The sequence below is a fragment of the Henriciella mobilis genome, assembly GCF_003576315.1.
Lineage (GTDB): Bacteria > Pseudomonadota > Alphaproteobacteria > Caulobacterales > Hyphomonadaceae > Henriciella > Henriciella mobilis.
On the sequence record NZ_QWFZ01000032.1, the window covers coordinates 1 to 15,266 of the forward strand.

The window sequence follows — 15,266 nt, forward strand, 5'->3', positions numbered from 1 at the left end:
TTGCGAAGTCGATCGAACACCGCCGAGAAAATCTCCTCAGGGCACTACGAGCGATGGCAGGTATTTTCAGAGGCCTTGAAAGAGCCTCGCTGGAAACGACGAGCAACAGCCCGAACAGGCTCGGGACCGCGTGCGGTCAATGCGAAACAGCGATCTACGCTTTTCTTAAAGCAACCGAGCCTGACACTCAGGGGAGATTGAAATGAGCGCGGCGCCCTGGTCTGGCGCGTTGGCCATCGGGGTCGGCTGGGCCGCGCTCGACGCTCGCCTTGGCAAGAACACGGCACATGCTCATTTGGCACATCAGGCCATACTCGGGCTGGATGGCGCAGTCGTGGTGACGACAAACTCAGAGATAGTAGCCCCGACCGGCAAGGCTATTCACATCCCTACTGGGCAGACCCATTCCATCGGTCCTGAGGGACGCCTGACGCGCTCGATCTATATTGACCCGCGCTTTTCCGGAATTCGAAACGATCAGCAATGCAATCAGCCTGCCTGCCTTTCGGATGATCTATCAGCCGCTCTGGAGCACATCACCGACACTAATCAGGCGCGCGATTGGGCGAAAAGGTTCGCGGGCCGGTTGCCTGGTTCGGCCATAGATTCACGCCTACAAAAAGCCCTTGGCAACGTTCGCGCACTCGCCAATCCCGCCGCTCTGGCGCGCGAGCTCGCGCTGTCTCCAACTCGGCTGCGAGAGATCGTCAAGGCGGACTTCGGTGTTCCGCCCAGCAACCTATTGCAATGGTTGCAATTGCTCGGCGCCGCTAAGGCAATGGAGGCGTCGTCCAGTCTCGCTGATGCAGCGGCCGCGGGCGGTTTTGCTGACCAGGCGCATTTCACTCGCCGACTGCAACAATGGTTCGGGGTGACCCCAAAAATTGGCCTGTCGGGTTTGGAGGTGTCCGTCGATGATCTCAGCTGATCCCTCACCCAACGCGGATTGGTCGGCGCGCTTGTCTTGCTCAAGACAACGATGCGGGCCCTAAGTATATATACGGAGTAACCAATACCCCCTATGGGTATTAACTCATTTTCGAAGCAACGCATCGCTGTCGCACGAATTATGTGGCGGCAACAACCAAAGAGAAGGAAAACACCATGCGCCTCATCCCCACTGGGCACGCCCTATCCATTTTTCTCGCCATCACGTTTACGCTCTGTATCGCATGGGGGTTGGTCGCACCGCCTAGTCTCCACATGCACGGTGCGTGGGAAGAGCTCCTACCCGGATTTGAATTCATTTCGGTTTCAAGCTTCTTCCTCGGCCTCATCGAGTCCTACGTTTACGGCTGGTATATCGCGCTTGTCTTCGTACCGCTCTACCGGCTGTTCAATCGCCAAAAAGCCTAATGCAAGAACTCCATTAAAGATCAGCCGCCCAACCCGGGCGTTGACCTTTAAGAGTGACACTGAAGCCAAACCCCGGAGGGGCGGATATGACCAATACCGATCATAAACATCACGAGCATGGACATCATGATCACCACCACGGGGATGATCATGATTGTTGCCATGGTGGCGGAGACGCCGATGCCGGCGCGGACGGCAAATATGATCTCGTCCCGCAGGGCTACACAGGCACGGTCTATACATGCCCGATGCATCCAAACGTTCGCGACGTCCGAAACTCCGGGTGCCCTATCTGCGGCATGGCGCTGGAGCCAGAAGGTGTTGTCGTAGGCGAAGAAGACACTTCAGAACTCGACGATATGACCCGTAGATTCTGGATCAGCGCCATCTTCACCATCCCGCTTGCCATTTACGCCATGGGTGACCTGATCTCCGGCAAACCCCTCGAAGGGCTTTTGCCCGCCGGTTGGTCCCAATGGGCTCAATTCGTGCTGGCGGCTCCTGTCGTCCTCTGGGGCGGATGGCCATTCTTCGTCCGTGGTGTTCGGTCGGTACGGACGATGAACCTCAACATGTTCACCCTTATCTCTCTCGGCGTAGGCGTTGCTTTTGTCTTCTCGCTTGTTGCAACAGCTTTGCCAGGCATCTTTCCGCACGCATTTCGCAATGAGGCTGGCGAAGTCGCTGTATATTATGAAGCGGCCGCGGTGATCACGACGCTCGTATTGCTCGGGCAGGTTCTTGAGCTGCGAGCCCGAAGCGCAACATCGGGAGCAATCCGCGCGCTCCTGGAACTCACCCCGCCGACAGCAAACCGAATCGTGGCGGACGGACAGGAAGAAGAGGTTTCCGTCGACGATGTCCAGAGCGGTGACCGGCTACGGGTCCGGCCAGGCGAAAAAGTACCTGTCGACGGCGAAGTTGTTGAAGGGCGTTCGAATGTCGACGAGTCCATGATCACTGGAGAACCTATTCCAGTCGAGAAAGCAGCAGGGGATCCGATTACCGGCGGTACAGTTAACGGCACCGGATCACTCGTCATGGCCGCGACGCGCGTCGGCGAAGATACAATGCTATCGCAAATCGTACGCATGGTCGCCGAAGCTCAGCGCTCACGCGCGCCCATCCAGAAGCTCGCCGACACAGTGGCCGGCCTGTTTGTCCCGGCCGTCGTCGTGATCGCGATTATCACTTTCATCGTCTGGGCGATTTTTGGGCCTCACCCGGCCATGGCTTTTGCGATCGTCAACGCCGTGGCTGTGTTAATTATTGCGTGTCCCTGCGCGCTTGGCCTTGCAACGCCGATGTCAATTATGGTCGCCACAGGAAAGGGCGCACAGAGCGGCATTCTGATCAAAAATGCTGAAGCGCTCGAGACGTTTGAAAAAGTCGACACGATCGTCGTCGATAAGACCGGCACTTTGACAGAGGGCCACCCCAAACTTGTGACAGTCGAGCCTGCGAGTGGTCTCGCAGAAGCAGACTTCCTGGCTTACGCTGCCGCGATTGAACGCGGGAGCGAGCACCCTCTTGCGCAAGCCATCGTCAACGGGGCCGAAGAGCGCGGCGCAGCGCGCCTGAAGTCGACCGATTTTGAATCAGTCACCGGAGAAGGCGCGCAGGGCCGGGTCGATGGAAAGCTTTTCGCCATCGGCAACGCCAAGATGATGCGCCGGGTCGGTGCTTTTGACGAAACACTGAAAGCCCATGCTGAAACCTATCGCCGCGACGGCCAGACGGTGATGTTCGCCGCTCTGGACGGCAAACCGGCGGGCCTGATTGGTGTCGCCGATCCAATCAAAGAAACGACCCCTGAAGCCATAGCCGCCTTGCACAAGGCTGGCATGAAAGTCGTCATGCTGACAGGCGACAGCCTGGCAACAGCACAAGCGGTTGCACGCCAAATCGGCATTGATGAGGTAGAGGCCGATGTGTCACCAGAAGACAAAAACCGGATCGTGCGCGAACTCCAATCGAAAGGTGCGGTCGTCGCCATGTGCGGCGACGGCATCAATGACGCGCCTGCCCTTGCTCAAGCGGATATCGGAATAGCCATGGGAACCGGTACAGATGTGGCCATGGAGAGCGCCAGTGTCACCCTGGTCAAAGGCGATCTTCGCGGTGTCGCCCGCGCGCAGCGGCTGAGCCGCGCGACGATGGGCAATATTCGCGAAAACCTGTTCTTTGCCTTTATCTATAATTCGCTCGGCGTGCCGGTTGCTGCCGGCGTCCTCTATCCGTTCTTTGGACTGCTTCTCAGTCCAATTATCGCCGCCGCCGCGATGAGCCTCAGCTCATTCTCGGTCATCGCCAATGCGCTTCGATTGCGATCCGTAAAACTGTAATTTGAAAGGAGACTCTCATGTCGAAATGGATTCTTGGATCCCTGGGGGCGGCAGTCTTCGCCATCGTGGCTGGATTTGCCGTTATGAGCGGAACCGCCGGCCCGGCGAATGCGCAGACCATTACCGTCTACAAGACGCCCTGGTGCGGGTGTTGCACAGCCTGGGTCAAACATCTTCAGCGCGACGGCCTGGACGTCCGCGTCATCGAACGCGAGGACCTGGCTCCCGTGCGGGCCTCGCTTGGCGTGCCCGACCAACTTGCATCCTGCCACACCGCCGAGATTGATGGGTATGCGATTGAAGGCCATGTCCCGGCCGCGGACATCCGAAGGCTGCTGAAAGAACGTCCCGCCGGAGCGGGACTATCTGTGCCTGGCATGCCGATGGGCTCGCCGGGGATGGAAACACCAAATTCGCCTGACGCCTATGATGTGATCCTGTTCGATGGTGAGGCGCAAAGCGTATTTGCCAGCTATGTTGGCCGTTTCCCAGCCGAGCAGGCAGCGGACCAATGACGTCCGAAACCTATAAGAAAGGTTCGCTAAGCCTCGCTGGCACTGTCGCGATGGGCACAGGCGTGATGATTGGCGCTGGTATCTTTGCCCTCACCGGCCAGGTTGCGCAATTTTCCGGTCCCGGCTTCCCGCTTGCGTTTCTGATTGCAGCCTTCATCAGCGGGTTCAGCGCCTACACCTATATCAAGATGTCGAACAAATACCCGTCGGCAGGCGGCATCGCGATGATCTTGCAGAAGGCGTACGGGCCAACCACGATTGCCGCCGCCAGCGCGCTCCTGATGACCATGTCCATGATTATCAATGAAAGCCTCGTCGCGCGTACCTTTGGGGCCTACACATTGCAGCTCTTCGATGTCGCTAAAGACAGCGTTCTGGTGCCGGTGCTTGCAGTCGGGTTAATCGTCTTTGCTTTTGTGATCAACATATCCGGCAACAAGATAATCGGCGGCGTGTCCAAAGTCGCGGCCGTGCTCAAAGTCGGCGGGATACTGGTCTTTGCTGGCGCAGCGCTCTGGGCGTCAGGCCTCTCCTTCGAAGCGGCATCCTCTGCGACCACTGAGCAGACCGGACCCGCCGGTTTCCTGGCCGGTGTCGCGCTTGCAATCCTGGCCTTTAAAGGCTTCACGACGATCACGAATAGCGGCGACGAGGTCCAGAACCCCAACAAGAATGTCGGCCGGGCGATCATCTGGTCGCTGGCCATCTGCCTCGTCGTTTATATGGCTGTGGCACTGGCCGTCGGCTCTTCGCTGACGCTGGACGAGATTGTTGCAGCCAAGGACTTTTCATTGGCCGAAGCCTCGCGCCCGGCCTTTGGCGATCGTGGCGTGGCGTTCACCGTGATCATCGCGATCATAGCCACAGCGTCCGGACTTCTGGCCAGCGTGTTCGCCGTCTCACGTATGCTCGCCATGCTGACGAATATGAACCTGATCCCGCACAAGCATTTTGGCATGCCCGGCGGCATCCAGACGCATACGCTCGTCTACACCGTCGTGCTCGCTGCCTTTCTGGCCGCCTTCTTCGATCTTGGCCGGATCGCCTCACTCGGCGCGATCTACTATCTGGTCATGGATATCATCATCCATTACGGTGTAGTGCGGTATTTGCGCGAGGATGTCGGTGCCCGCGCCTGGGTCCTGATCGCCGCCATTCTGTTCGACTTAATCGCGCTTGGCGCATTCCTCTTCATCAAGGCCAGTGCTGACCCGATGATCGTTGTGATCGCACTGGGCTCCATGGCGGCAATCTTTGCCTTCGAAGCCCTCTACCTGGGCCGGATCCGCGGCAAGGAGGCGCCCGATCATGCGCACTCACATTCGTGACTTGCCAGGGACACATAACTGATGCGCCTGCTCGATCGCCCCATAATCTGGATTGTGATTTTCGGCTTCCTCACTGCCTTTGTCTGGGAGGCTTTGCAGATGCCTTTCTATGCAATGGATCACCTTAGCCACCGGCAGATGACCATGACCTGCGCCGTCGCGTCTATCGCGGACGCCGGTCTGATGGCGCTCGCTTACGGTCTTGCGGCGCGGGTTGGGTCGCCGGGCGTCTCGAACCCCATGCCGCTCCTGATCTATGTGGGCGCCGGTTTGACTGCGACTGCGCTGGTCGAACAGGTCGTGGTCAGTGCATCCTGGGGCTGGCGCTATAGCGAAGCCATGCCGGTCATCCCCGGTACGACTATTGGCATTGTCCCACTCTTGATGTGGATCATGGTACCCTTAGTAACACTCTGGCTGGCGCGGCGCATGACGAGGCGCGCAGCATGATCCTGGCTATTCTCATCACCAGTTTCACCTTCGTGCTGTCAGGCGCTTTGCATTACGTGATGGTCTCAAGCGCGATCCGGCACCTTGGTGCGGCGACCTATCATCGCGGGTGCAAACTCGTTATCGCGCTCTGCGTGTCTGGTATCGCGCATATAGGAGCGGTCAGTCTCTACGCCCTCGCATATGGTGCAGGCCGCGCGTTGGGCATTGGCGATCTGCGCGGCGAAACCCCGGCGACCGCGATGGATGTCTTTTACTTCTCATTGGTCAGCTACACCTCGCTCGGCCTCGGCGATATCGTCCCAACCGGACATTTGCGCCTGATTGCAGGCGTCGAGGCACTGAACGGATTCCTGCTGATCAGCTGCTCGGCAGCCATGCTGTTCCTGTTCATCAGGGATGGGGACAAGGCCAAATCACCATGAACCGTTCGCCCCACCTTTCCATACACCTGAACCTGAAATGCTCCGCCCCACTGTGCGTCATTCAGGGAATAACCGCAGCCATACGTATTATTGGGGGAAAGGGACGCGAATGACTCGCCATTTCAAGCGCTATGGCCTGATTGCTATCGTCATTGTCTTCCTTGCGGCGGCGATCCTCGGCTGGACACAGCTTCAGGACCCCCACGAAGAGCAGGGTCATATTGAAGTCTTCGGCAATGTCGATGTGCGCCAGGTCAATCTTGGGTTCAAAATCCCGGGCCGGCTTGCAGAGATGAAGGTTGAGGAGGGCGACCAGGTCGCCGCGGGTGACGTGATCGCGGCGCTTGAACCGGTTGACTATGATAATGAAGTGAAATTGGCCCAGGCGCGCGTCGCAAGATCACAAGCAGCGCTCAATGTGCTGCTCGCTGGCGCGCGGCCCCAGGAAATCGCACAAGCTGAAGCGCTGCTGGCTGAGGCTGAAGCGGCGCTGAAAGTGGCTGAAACGACTCTTTCCCGGCAAACCTACCTCGCTGAACGCGACATCGCCTCTCATCAGGCGCATGAGGAGGCGGAGGCGCGCCGCGGCGGCGCGGTCGCCCAGCGCGATGCTGCCTCAGAAGGCCTCGAACTCGCCCGGATCGGACCGCGTGCGGAAGACATTGATCAGGCGCGCTCGGTCCTGGCGGCTGAACAGGCGGCGTTCGCACTCGCTGAGCAACGCGTTGCCGACACGGTGCTAACCGCGCCCAATGACGGGGTCATCCTGACCCGCGTCCGTGAACCAGGTTCGATCATAGGCGCGGGAGAAACAATCTACACCCTGACCCTGACCTCGCCGGTCTGGGTGCGCGCCTATATTGAAGAACCCGATCTTGATCTGATCCAGGCCGGGATGGACGCAGAAATCCGCACAGATTCCGGGCACGTCTATCACGGCCAGATCGGTTACATCTCACCCGTTGCCGAGTTCACGCCCAAAACAGTCGAGACGCGGTCATTGCGCACAAGCCTCGTCTACCGCGTGCGTATTATTGCTGAGGACCCCGAAAACCGTCTCAAACAGGGCATGCCGGTTACCGTATTGCTCAGCCCGGACAGGACTCGTTGAGCGTGCCCGGTCCGCTCGTCCAGATTGATCAACTCACCAAGCGTTTTGCCCAGGGCAACCTGGCCGCGCTCGACGACGTAACAGCCAGCGTCAGCGCTGGCGAAGTGACCGGCCTTGTTGGCCCGGACGGCGCCGGCAAGACAACGCTCCTGCGACTGATCGCAGGCTTGCTGGTTCCCAATACGGGCAAAATCACCGTTCAAGGCCTTGATCCCGTCAGCGATGCCCGCGCCGTCCACCGGATCGTGTCGTACATGCCGCAGCGGTTTGGTCTTTACGAGGATCTCAGCGTCCAGGAGAACCTGACTCTGTATGCCGATCTGCGCTCGGTTACAGGCGCGGACCGCGATGACGCCTTCGAACGTCTTCTGCGCTTTACCGGCCTCACGGACTTCAAAAAACGACTGGCCGGGGCGCTGTCCGGAGGCATGAAACAAAAACTCGGCCTGGCTTGCGCACTGATCAAGACACCCGATCTGCTCCTGCTGGATGAACCGAGCGTCGGAGTCGATCCAATCTCGCGGCGCGAGCTATGGCGCATGGTCTATGACCTTGTCGACCAGGGTATCGGGGTTGTCTGGAGCACCGCCTATCTCGATGAAGCTGAACGGTGCGCGCGCGTATTGCTCCTGAATGAGGGCTCATTGCTTTATGCAGGCTCGCCGCAAGATCTGACCGACCGCGTCGCGGGACGAACCTACCAGATCCGTCATATCAGCACCGATCGGCGAAAGGTTCTGAGCGAAGCGACAAAGCTTGACGGCGTGATCGATGGCGTCATTCAGGGCAGCCGCGTCCGACTGGTCCTGGCTGAGGGCGCTGAACCGCCGTCCCTGGACCTGCTGGATGCTGGCGATCAGTCGGAAATGGCACTCACACCGCCGCGCTTCGAAGACGCCTTCATGGATTTGATCGGAGGCGGTTTCAAAGCCAACTCGCCCTTTGCCGACCGTCAGGACGCGGCCACCCACACGGTTGATAAAGTGGTCGAGGCGAACGCGCTGACCCGCCGGTTCGGAGACTTCATCGCCGCAGACGATATAAGTTTTGACGTCGGGCGCGGCGAGATTTTCGGCCTGATCGGACCGAACGGCGCTGGCAAGTCGACGACATTCAAAATGCTGTGCGGGCTGCTTCGGCCAAGCGCTGGCTCTGCTCGCGTTGTCGGTCTCGACCTTCAAAACGCGCCCAGCAAAGCGCGCGGGCGGATTGGCTATATGGCCCAGAAATTCTCGCTCTATGGCGATTTGAGCGTGCGCCAGAATCTGGACTTCTTCGCCGGTGTTTATGGCTTGCGCGGCCAGGTCCGCAAGGCGGCGATCGAACGTATGATCGATACGTTTGGACTATCCGATAAGCTGATCGTGAATGCGCTCAGCCTGCCGCTTGGCTATAAGCAACGTCTGGCGCTTGCCTGCGCGGTGATGCACGACCCCGACGTCCTGTTTCTTGATGAACCGACATCTGGCGTCGATCCTCGCACACGCCGCGAGTTCTGGACCCATATCAATGCTATGGTTGCCAATGGTGTGACCATTATGGTGACGACGCACTTTCTTGACGAGGCCGAGTATTGCGATCGCATCGCTCTCATCTATCGTAGCCGGATGATCGCATCCGGGTCGCCGGACGATCTGAAGGAGAGCGCCCGCGCCCATGGTCTGGAAGACCCCACGCTAGAGGATGCCTTTATCGCGCTTGTCGAACAAAGCGATCGGGAGCGCGAAGCGGCATGACACCGCACGCGCCTTTCTCGCACAAATGGCGGCGCCTGACGGGTTTGATCACCAAGGAGTCGCGCCAGGTTCTGCGCGATCCAAGTTCGGTTCTGATCGCGGGCGTGATGCCGCTTTTGCTTCTATTCCTGTTTGGATATGGCGTGACCTTCGATCCACGCGAACTCGACGTCGCGCTTGTGGTGGAGCAGCAATCATCCGAGACAGCGAGTTTTCAGGCGGCTCTTGAAAACTCGACCTTGTTCGAGGTCGAGGTCGGACCCGATCGACGCCTGTTTGAGAGAGATCTGTCGCTTGGCAAGATTGGTGGTTTGATCGTCCTGCCTGCCGATTTTTCTGCGAAGGCGTTTCGCGCGGACAGCGCACCCGTCCAGGTCATCGTTGACGGGAGCGATCCGAATACCGCCTATCTCGTCAGCGGCTATGTTGAGCTCTTATGGGGTAACTGGCTGGAACAGGAATGGATCAGGCGGGGACGCCCGGCCCTGCCGCCGAGCGTGCAGCTTCAGCCGCAAGTCTGGTTCAATCCGGAAATCTCGAGCCGCAACTATCTTGTGCCGGGATCGGTTGCGATCATTTTGACGACAATTGGCGCTCTGCTTACGGCACTGGTCGTCGCACGCGAATGGGAACGCGGTACGATGGAAGCCCTGCTCGCGACACCGGTTGGGATTTTCGAATTGCTGATCGGAAAACTGGTGCCCTATTATCTGCTTGGGATGGGCTCTATGGCCCTTGCGGTCATCACCGCTGTTTGGTTGTTTGGCGTGCCGTTCCGCGGGTCTCTCGGCGTCCTCATCCTGTCTTCGTCCTTGTTCATGCTGTGCTCGCTCGGTCAGGGTTTGCTCATATCAACCCTCACCCGAAACCAGTTGGTCGCGGCGCAGGCATCGGTTCTGACCGCCTTCCTGCCTGCCTTCTATTTCTCCAATTTCGTGTTTGAAATTGATAGTATGCCGCTGGCCCTGAGGCTCATCAGTTACGCGGTTCCTGCCCGCTATTATGTTTCTACATTGCAAACCGAGTTTCTCGCGGGCGATGTCTGGAATGTTATCCTGGCGGATCTGGCCGGGCTTGGACTCTTTGCCCTGATTGTCTTCGGACTTACTGCGCTGACCACGCGCACACGGCTGGAGTAGGAACATGTTTCTGCGTATCCTGTCTCTCATCATCAAGGAACTTCTCGCCAGCGCACGAGATCCCCAAACCCGGTGGGTCGTTCTCTTCTCTCCGCCTTTCCTTCTGGTGATCTATGCCTTCGCAATTACCCAGGAAATCTCCAGCGTGAATTTGGGCGTGTACACGCAGGATCGCGGCGCTGAGGCGCGTGCACTGATCAGCAGGTTCGAGGGGTCTCCAATTTTCGAAGATATCATCTATCTGCGCAGCGACTCAGAAATCCCGGCGGCTATCGACGCGCGATCCGTTGATCTGGTGCTACGAATCGGGCCCGACTTTTCTCGGACCCTGGAACGCGGCGAACACGCGACTGTTCAGTTGATCCTGGACGGGCGAGCCTCCAATGCCGCGCAGATTCTGGCCGGGTATTCAGGCCGGATCGTGCAGAATTTCAATGAGGAGACGGCTGCAGCACTCGGCATTCCGCCGCTTACAAAGTTGGTAACCCGGGTCTGGTACAATCCCAATCTCGACCCGCTTTGGTCTGCGGTACCGGCATTGTTCGCCGTGCTGACAGCCATTGTCGGGTTCATGGTCTCGGCGCTGTCGATTGCGCGTGAACGCGAGCTTGGCACATTCGAGCAGCTGCTGGTTTCTCCATTGCGACCGACGGAAATCCTCATCGGAAAAGCGGTTCCTGCACTTCTGATCGGACTGGCCAGCGCAACTGCGATGCTGATCCTGGGCTGGCTGGTGCTGGATGTCCCGCTACGCGGATCATTGATCCTCCTCTATGCCAGCATGGTCGTCTATCTGGCGGCGATCATTGGGATCGGTCTGTTCATTTCGTCCCTGGCGGCGACACAGCAACAAGCGATCATTGGTCTCTTCATCTATATGATGCCGGCTGTTTTGCTGTCGGGCTATGCAACTCCGGTCGCGAACATGCCTGATTGGCTGCAGGTTTTGAGCGAGACCAATCCGATCATGCATTTCATCGTGATCAGCAAGGCCGTCTACATGAAGGACGCGCCTGCCGAACTCTTCATCCATCACACCTGGCCCATGGCGGTGATCGCGGTCGTAACGCTCACTGCAGGTGCCTGGCTATTTCGCAGGCGCATGTCCTGAACAACAAATAGGCAATCCGGGAGAAAATCATATGTGTCTGTCAGCAGAAGTCAGTTTCATCGCCGCCGCCGGGCTTATTCCAGCTGGTATGCTCAGCATTCGGCAAGCCTGGCGGGGCGACCGGCGCTATCTGCCCCTGGCAACCCTGCCGCTGTTGTTTGGAATTCAACAATTGGCCGAAGGCGTGGTCTGGGTCGCCGGGTCCAGCCAGAACACCGAACTGATCGCAAGTGCCTCTCTCCTATACATGTTTTTTTCCTGGTTGGCCTGGCCGGTCTGGATTCCGGTCTCGACCTTCGCCCTCGAACCGGCCCGGCGTAAACCCTATTTCCTCGTCTTCGTAATAGCCGGCGCGATGTTGGGCGCACTGCAATACATTCCCTATTTTGCGCACGAGGGCTGGCTCAATACCCGCTTCCTGTCGCATGTAATCGTCTATGAAGGCACCGAACTCCTCGATTTTGTCGGACGCCGAGAGATTACCTATGCGATCTATGTGTCAGTTGTGATCCTGCCACTTTTACTATCATCGGTACGCGGCGTGCGTATCTTCGGTTTTCTCGCGTTTGGCGTTCTCATCACAACCTATACGTTCTTCGCATACGCCTATGTTTCGGTCTTCTGTTTCGGCGGGGCGGTCATGTCATCCTATCTGGTCTGGATGATGTACCGGGGTGACGGTTCGAAACACGGCACACGACCTCAAACAACACCTGCGTGAGCCAGAAGTGATGGCACTCGACCCATTCGCCATTGCCGGCATTGACACCGCCCGCCTGACACGCGTGAGCAGTCGTTTCGAGCCGCGTTTGGCGTCCGCAGTGTCGGCCCGTGTCGCAAAATGCAGGAAATAGGTGCATCGCTTTTTTAGAGTGGGTGAAGACCGGCGCCTTCTGAGCCCCCCTCAGAAGGATAGCTCAACGCCCATCAGGAACTCAAACGGCTTTCCCGGGCGAAGACCGGCCGGGTCTATTGAGGCAACATACACGTCGTCAAAAAGTTTCTCGGCCTTTACCCGCACGCGGATGCGATCCGTCAGGTCACTCCATATTGCAGCATCCGCCACCCAACGCGCCTCGATGAGTTGCGCCGCCTCGATTGCGCCCTGCCCGGCGCGCCCGTGCATCGGACACATAGTTTGCCGACAGATCCCTACCCCAGCGATTGGTCTCGACACCTGCGTTCCATGTCAGCTGTTTGTCGGACACATAGGGTAACTTGTCCCCAGCGGCGACATAATCCCACGGTACATAGTCGCGCTCGAAACGCCGCTGGAATTTTGCATCTGTGAGCGTATAGACGAACCCTGGCGGAAGGGCGAATTCTACCCCCAAAAGGGTTGCCGCATCACAGCTGGCAGTGGCTTACATGGACTTGCACGCTCACTTCACCGCCATTGAACGGGTCACCAAAGTACAGTCGTCGCCGAACGACGCCGTGCAGGTTCCGATAGTCGCTGACAATCCGGATACGGGACATGCTCTCTTATATGATCAGCTCAGTGCGCAGGCTCGCATCCGCAACGAGGCGCCGCTGCAATCCCGGTTCAACCTGATATGCCAGCGCGAACACATCGGGCATACGGGCGGGCTTGCCGGTGGAAAGCGCGATACAGACATATTTGGATGCGCCCAGAATCAGTGTTTGATGATCATCTGCCCGCACGACCTGGAAGTACCGATTGGCTCGCAATCTGCCATCATTGAACGTTATCCAGTTTGCGATGATGACCCCGTCGCCAAGTCGCGCAGGCCGCTGATAAACCAGCCTAGTTTCCCGAACCGCCATACCTCGGTCCAGATCGACGCACGCTTCAGCGGGCAGTCCAACCGACGCTGAATGTTCCATGGCGCAGTCATTCATCCATTTCAGATAAACTGCATTGTTCACATGGCTGAACGCATCAATGTCTGACGCAGCGACAGTCAAGCGAGATGTGAATGCGTCGGAAAACAGGAGGCCGCTCTGCTGATCGACAGGCATGACTTCTACCTCCCTCTTCGCTGAATATGATCATGTGCTTCCGCGGCGTTCAATTCGCGCGTCGAATTTCCGGTGCGGACATAATATTTCGAGGTATCCGACAAGACGAGAAAGACTGGTTCTGCGGCGCGCTCTACGAGCACCCAGCATATTGTCATGTCGTCGATCTTCAGGAACCGGCACCTGATCAGCGTGCAAGCGACACCCCCCAGATACGTCTTTACGATCCCCGTCAAGGCGCGCTCAAATTCATCAACTGACGGCTGCCGAAGCGTTTTAAGATCCTGTTCAATTCCGGTCAGCTCGCCTGCATCTGTCACGCCGATTAGGAGACGACCGCCTTCATGGTTCATCAATCCAGCGATTGTCTTGGCAATGACTTGCTCAAGACTTCTATTGGTCCTCGATTCATTGATATCCCACCGCAAAGTGGATTTGAACTCGGTGAATTCGTTCTCACCTCCGGCAATGACACTTGGCAATGCCGTTTGGAGATCCTCAAGGAGTCCCTCAGCTTTACGCAACTGAACAGAGAGTGCACGTGTCAGAACGGCAAAGACCATTCCGATTGCCGCGCCGAGTGCAGCGAAAATGCCATTCATAGCCATGAGATGGTAAACTGGCGCGCCACTCACCCGCTCCCAGGCAAATCGGCCAAAGTCAGAATATTCGGGTGAAAACAGAGCGCCATACTCCATCCACAAGACGAGCGTAATGATGGGGTGAAGAACAATGACCCCTATGATCGCGCCCATGGCGGCATAAAGAAGAAAATGCCGTACAGGACGGTAAAGTCCGATTCCTGAGCGTCCAAGAGCAAGACGGCGTGTCAAACTGATTCCTCTCTCAGGCCGCGAACCGAGTTGATGATGAGGGTGCCAGCCGCACCTGCAACAATCGCCTCGATATCCTTCAATGCACCGATCGCTGCTTTTGCGCCGCTATGGCGCACAAACGCGCAGGCAGCTCTGACTTTTGGGCCCATTGATCCTGCCGGGAACTCATACGTGTCCAGAGCATCAGGCCCCGCTTCTATAATGCGCCGCTGTGAGGGTTGCCCCCAGTCGACATAGACCGCATCGACATCGGTCGCCATGATGAAGAGATCCACTTCAAGTTCGCGGGCCAGCAACGCGCTGGCAAAATCCTTGTCGATGACGGCTTCAACTCCCTTGAGCCGACCATCTTCTCCCCGGATTGTCGGAATCCCCCCTCCACCGGCGCAGATAACAATTACGCCGCGGTCGAGCATCCATTTGATTGGATCCAGTTCAAGAATTTTCTGAGGTTTGGGCGACGCAACAACCCGGCGCCAATCCTGACCATCCGCTTTGATCTGCCATTTTTTTTCGGCCGCAAGACGTTCTGCATCAGCCCGGGAATAAACCGGTCCGACAAATTTGCTCGGCGCGTCAAACGCCGGATCAAGCGTATCGACCTCGATCATGGTGAGCAGTGTCGCGATCTCTTTGTCCCCTTGCAGGCAGTTTCGAAGCTCGCGCTCGATCACGTACCCGATCATGCCCTCGGTCTCGGCGCCGAGAACATCCAAAGGGAAGGCTTCGTCTGGCTTGTAGGCCGCCCCTTGCAGTGCCAGCAATCCGACCTGGGGCCCATTGCCATGCGTAACAATCAGTTCGTGATTCCGAGCCAGGGGGGCAAGCGCGCTTGCTGCAATTTTTACATTGGCGCGCTGGTTTTCGACCGTCAGCGCTTCACCGCGTTTCAAAAGGGCGTTTCCGCCAAGGGCAACCAGTATACGCATGG

The 15,266-nt window shown here is 57.9% G+C and carries 17 protein-coding genes; 13 read left to right on the top strand and 4 right to left on the bottom strand.

Annotated features, from left to right (window positions below):
• From D1227_RS20215 to D1227_RS14255, 13 genes are all read left to right on the top strand, one after another.
• Positions 1 to 206: hypothetical protein (locus D1227_RS20215; RefSeq protein ID WP_233352896.1), on the top strand; the 206-nt coding region annotated here is incomplete at its 5' end.
• Positions 203 to 928 carry a helix-turn-helix domain-containing protein gene (locus D1227_RS14200; protein ID WP_119404568.1) on the top strand — a complete coding sequence of 242 codons (726 nt, stop codon included), beginning with the start codon at positions 203 to 205 and terminating at the stop codon, positions 926 to 928. The genes D1227_RS20215 and D1227_RS14200, both read left to right, overlap by 4 nt.
• Positions 929 to 1,104: 176 nt before the next feature.
• Positions 1,105 to 1,356: a DUF5676 family membrane protein gene (locus D1227_RS14205; protein WP_084396990.1), complete on the top strand. Its 252-nt coding sequence runs from the start codon at positions 1,105 to 1,107 to the stop codon at positions 1,354 to 1,356.
• Between the two features lie 86 nt (positions 1,357 to 1,442).
• A complete protein-coding gene (locus D1227_RS14210) occupies positions 1,443 to 3,701 on the top strand; it encodes a copper-transporting P-type ATPase (RefSeq protein WP_119405104.1) in 2,259 nt (752 codons plus the stop codon).
• 17 nt (positions 3,702 to 3,718) lie between these two features.
• Positions 3,719 to 4,216 (top strand): DUF411 domain-containing protein, encoded by a 498-nt coding sequence (locus D1227_RS14215; RefSeq protein WP_034742898.1) that lies wholly within the window; start codon positions 3,719 to 3,721, stop codon positions 4,214 to 4,216.
• Entirely contained in the window at positions 4,213 to 5,544 is a 1,332-nt protein-coding gene (locus D1227_RS14220) for an APC family permease (RefSeq protein ID WP_119405105.1), read from the top strand. Before D1227_RS14215 ends, D1227_RS14220 begins: the two co-directional genes overlap by 4 nt.
• 21 nt (positions 5,545 to 5,565) lie before the next feature.
• Positions 5,566 to 5,994, top strand: coding sequence for a hypothetical protein (locus D1227_RS14225; RefSeq protein WP_233349730.1), 429 nt, complete (start codon positions 5,566 to 5,568; stop codon positions 5,992 to 5,994).
• Complete coding sequence (locus tag D1227_RS14230) at positions 5,991 to 6,419, top strand: potassium channel family protein (protein WP_119405106.1); 429 nt, start codon at positions 5,991 to 5,993, stop codon at positions 6,417 to 6,419. Before D1227_RS14225 ends, D1227_RS14230 begins: the two co-directional genes overlap by 4 nt.
• Positions 6,420 to 6,528: 109 nt before the next feature.
• A complete protein-coding gene (locus tag D1227_RS14235; protein WP_158586661.1) occupies positions 6,529 to 7,530 on the top strand; it encodes an HlyD family efflux transporter periplasmic adaptor subunit in 1,002 nt (333 codons plus the stop codon).
• A 2-nt stretch (positions 7,531 to 7,532) separates the two neighbouring features.
• The gene (locus tag D1227_RS14240; RefSeq protein ID WP_233349728.1) at positions 7,533 to 9,266 is read left to right on the top strand and encodes an ATP-binding cassette domain-containing protein; all 1,734 of its coding nucleotides are present in this window, start codon (positions 7,533 to 7,535) and stop codon (positions 9,264 to 9,266) included.
• On the top strand, positions 9,263 to 10,405 hold the full coding sequence (locus D1227_RS14245; RefSeq protein ID WP_119405109.1) for an ABC transporter permease: 1,143 nt from the start codon (positions 9,263 to 9,265) through the stop codon (positions 10,403 to 10,405). The genes D1227_RS14240 and D1227_RS14245 overlap by 4 nt, the downstream gene beginning before the upstream one ends.
• A gap of 4 nt (positions 10,406 to 10,409) precedes the next feature.
• Positions 10,410 to 11,516, top strand: coding sequence for an ABC transporter permease (locus D1227_RS14250; RefSeq protein ID WP_119405110.1), 1,107 nt, complete (start codon positions 10,410 to 10,412; stop codon positions 11,514 to 11,516).
• Between the two features lie 31 nt (positions 11,517 to 11,547).
• Positions 11,548 to 12,237 carry a DUF6629 family protein gene (locus tag D1227_RS14255; protein ID WP_119405111.1) on the top strand — a complete coding sequence of 230 codons (690 nt, stop codon included), beginning with the start codon at positions 11,548 to 11,550 and terminating at the stop codon, positions 12,235 to 12,237.
• Positions 12,238 to 12,420: 183 nt separating this feature from the next.
• Here the strand turns inward: D1227_RS14255 and D1227_RS14260 are convergent, their stop codons facing one another.
• The 4 genes from D1227_RS14260 to arcC all read right to left on the bottom strand — a co-directional run bounded on the left by D1227_RS14260 (position 12,421) and on the right by arcC (position 15,264).
• Positions 12,421 to 12,642 (bottom strand): hypothetical protein, encoded by a 222-nt coding sequence (locus D1227_RS14260; RefSeq protein WP_119377433.1) that lies wholly within the window; start codon positions 12,640 to 12,642, stop codon positions 12,421 to 12,423.
• Between the two features lie 359 nt (positions 12,643 to 13,001).
• The gene (locus tag D1227_RS14265) at positions 13,002 to 13,499 is read right to left on the bottom strand and encodes an acyl-CoA thioesterase (protein WP_119377434.1); all 498 of its coding nucleotides are present in this window, start codon (positions 13,497 to 13,499) and stop codon (positions 13,002 to 13,004) included.
• 5 nt (positions 13,500 to 13,504) lie between these two features.
• The gene (locus D1227_RS14270; protein WP_147372879.1) at positions 13,505 to 14,332 is read right to left on the bottom strand and encodes an AlbA family DNA-binding domain-containing protein; all 828 of its coding nucleotides are present in this window, start codon (positions 14,330 to 14,332) and stop codon (positions 13,505 to 13,507) included.
• On the bottom strand, positions 14,329 to 15,264 hold the full coding sequence (gene arcC, locus D1227_RS14275) for a carbamate kinase (protein ID WP_045656387.1): 936 nt from the start codon (positions 15,262 to 15,264) through the stop codon (positions 14,329 to 14,331). The genes D1227_RS14270 and arcC overlap by 4 nt, the downstream gene beginning before the upstream one ends.
• Positions 15,265 to 15,266: the final 2 nt, after the last annotated feature.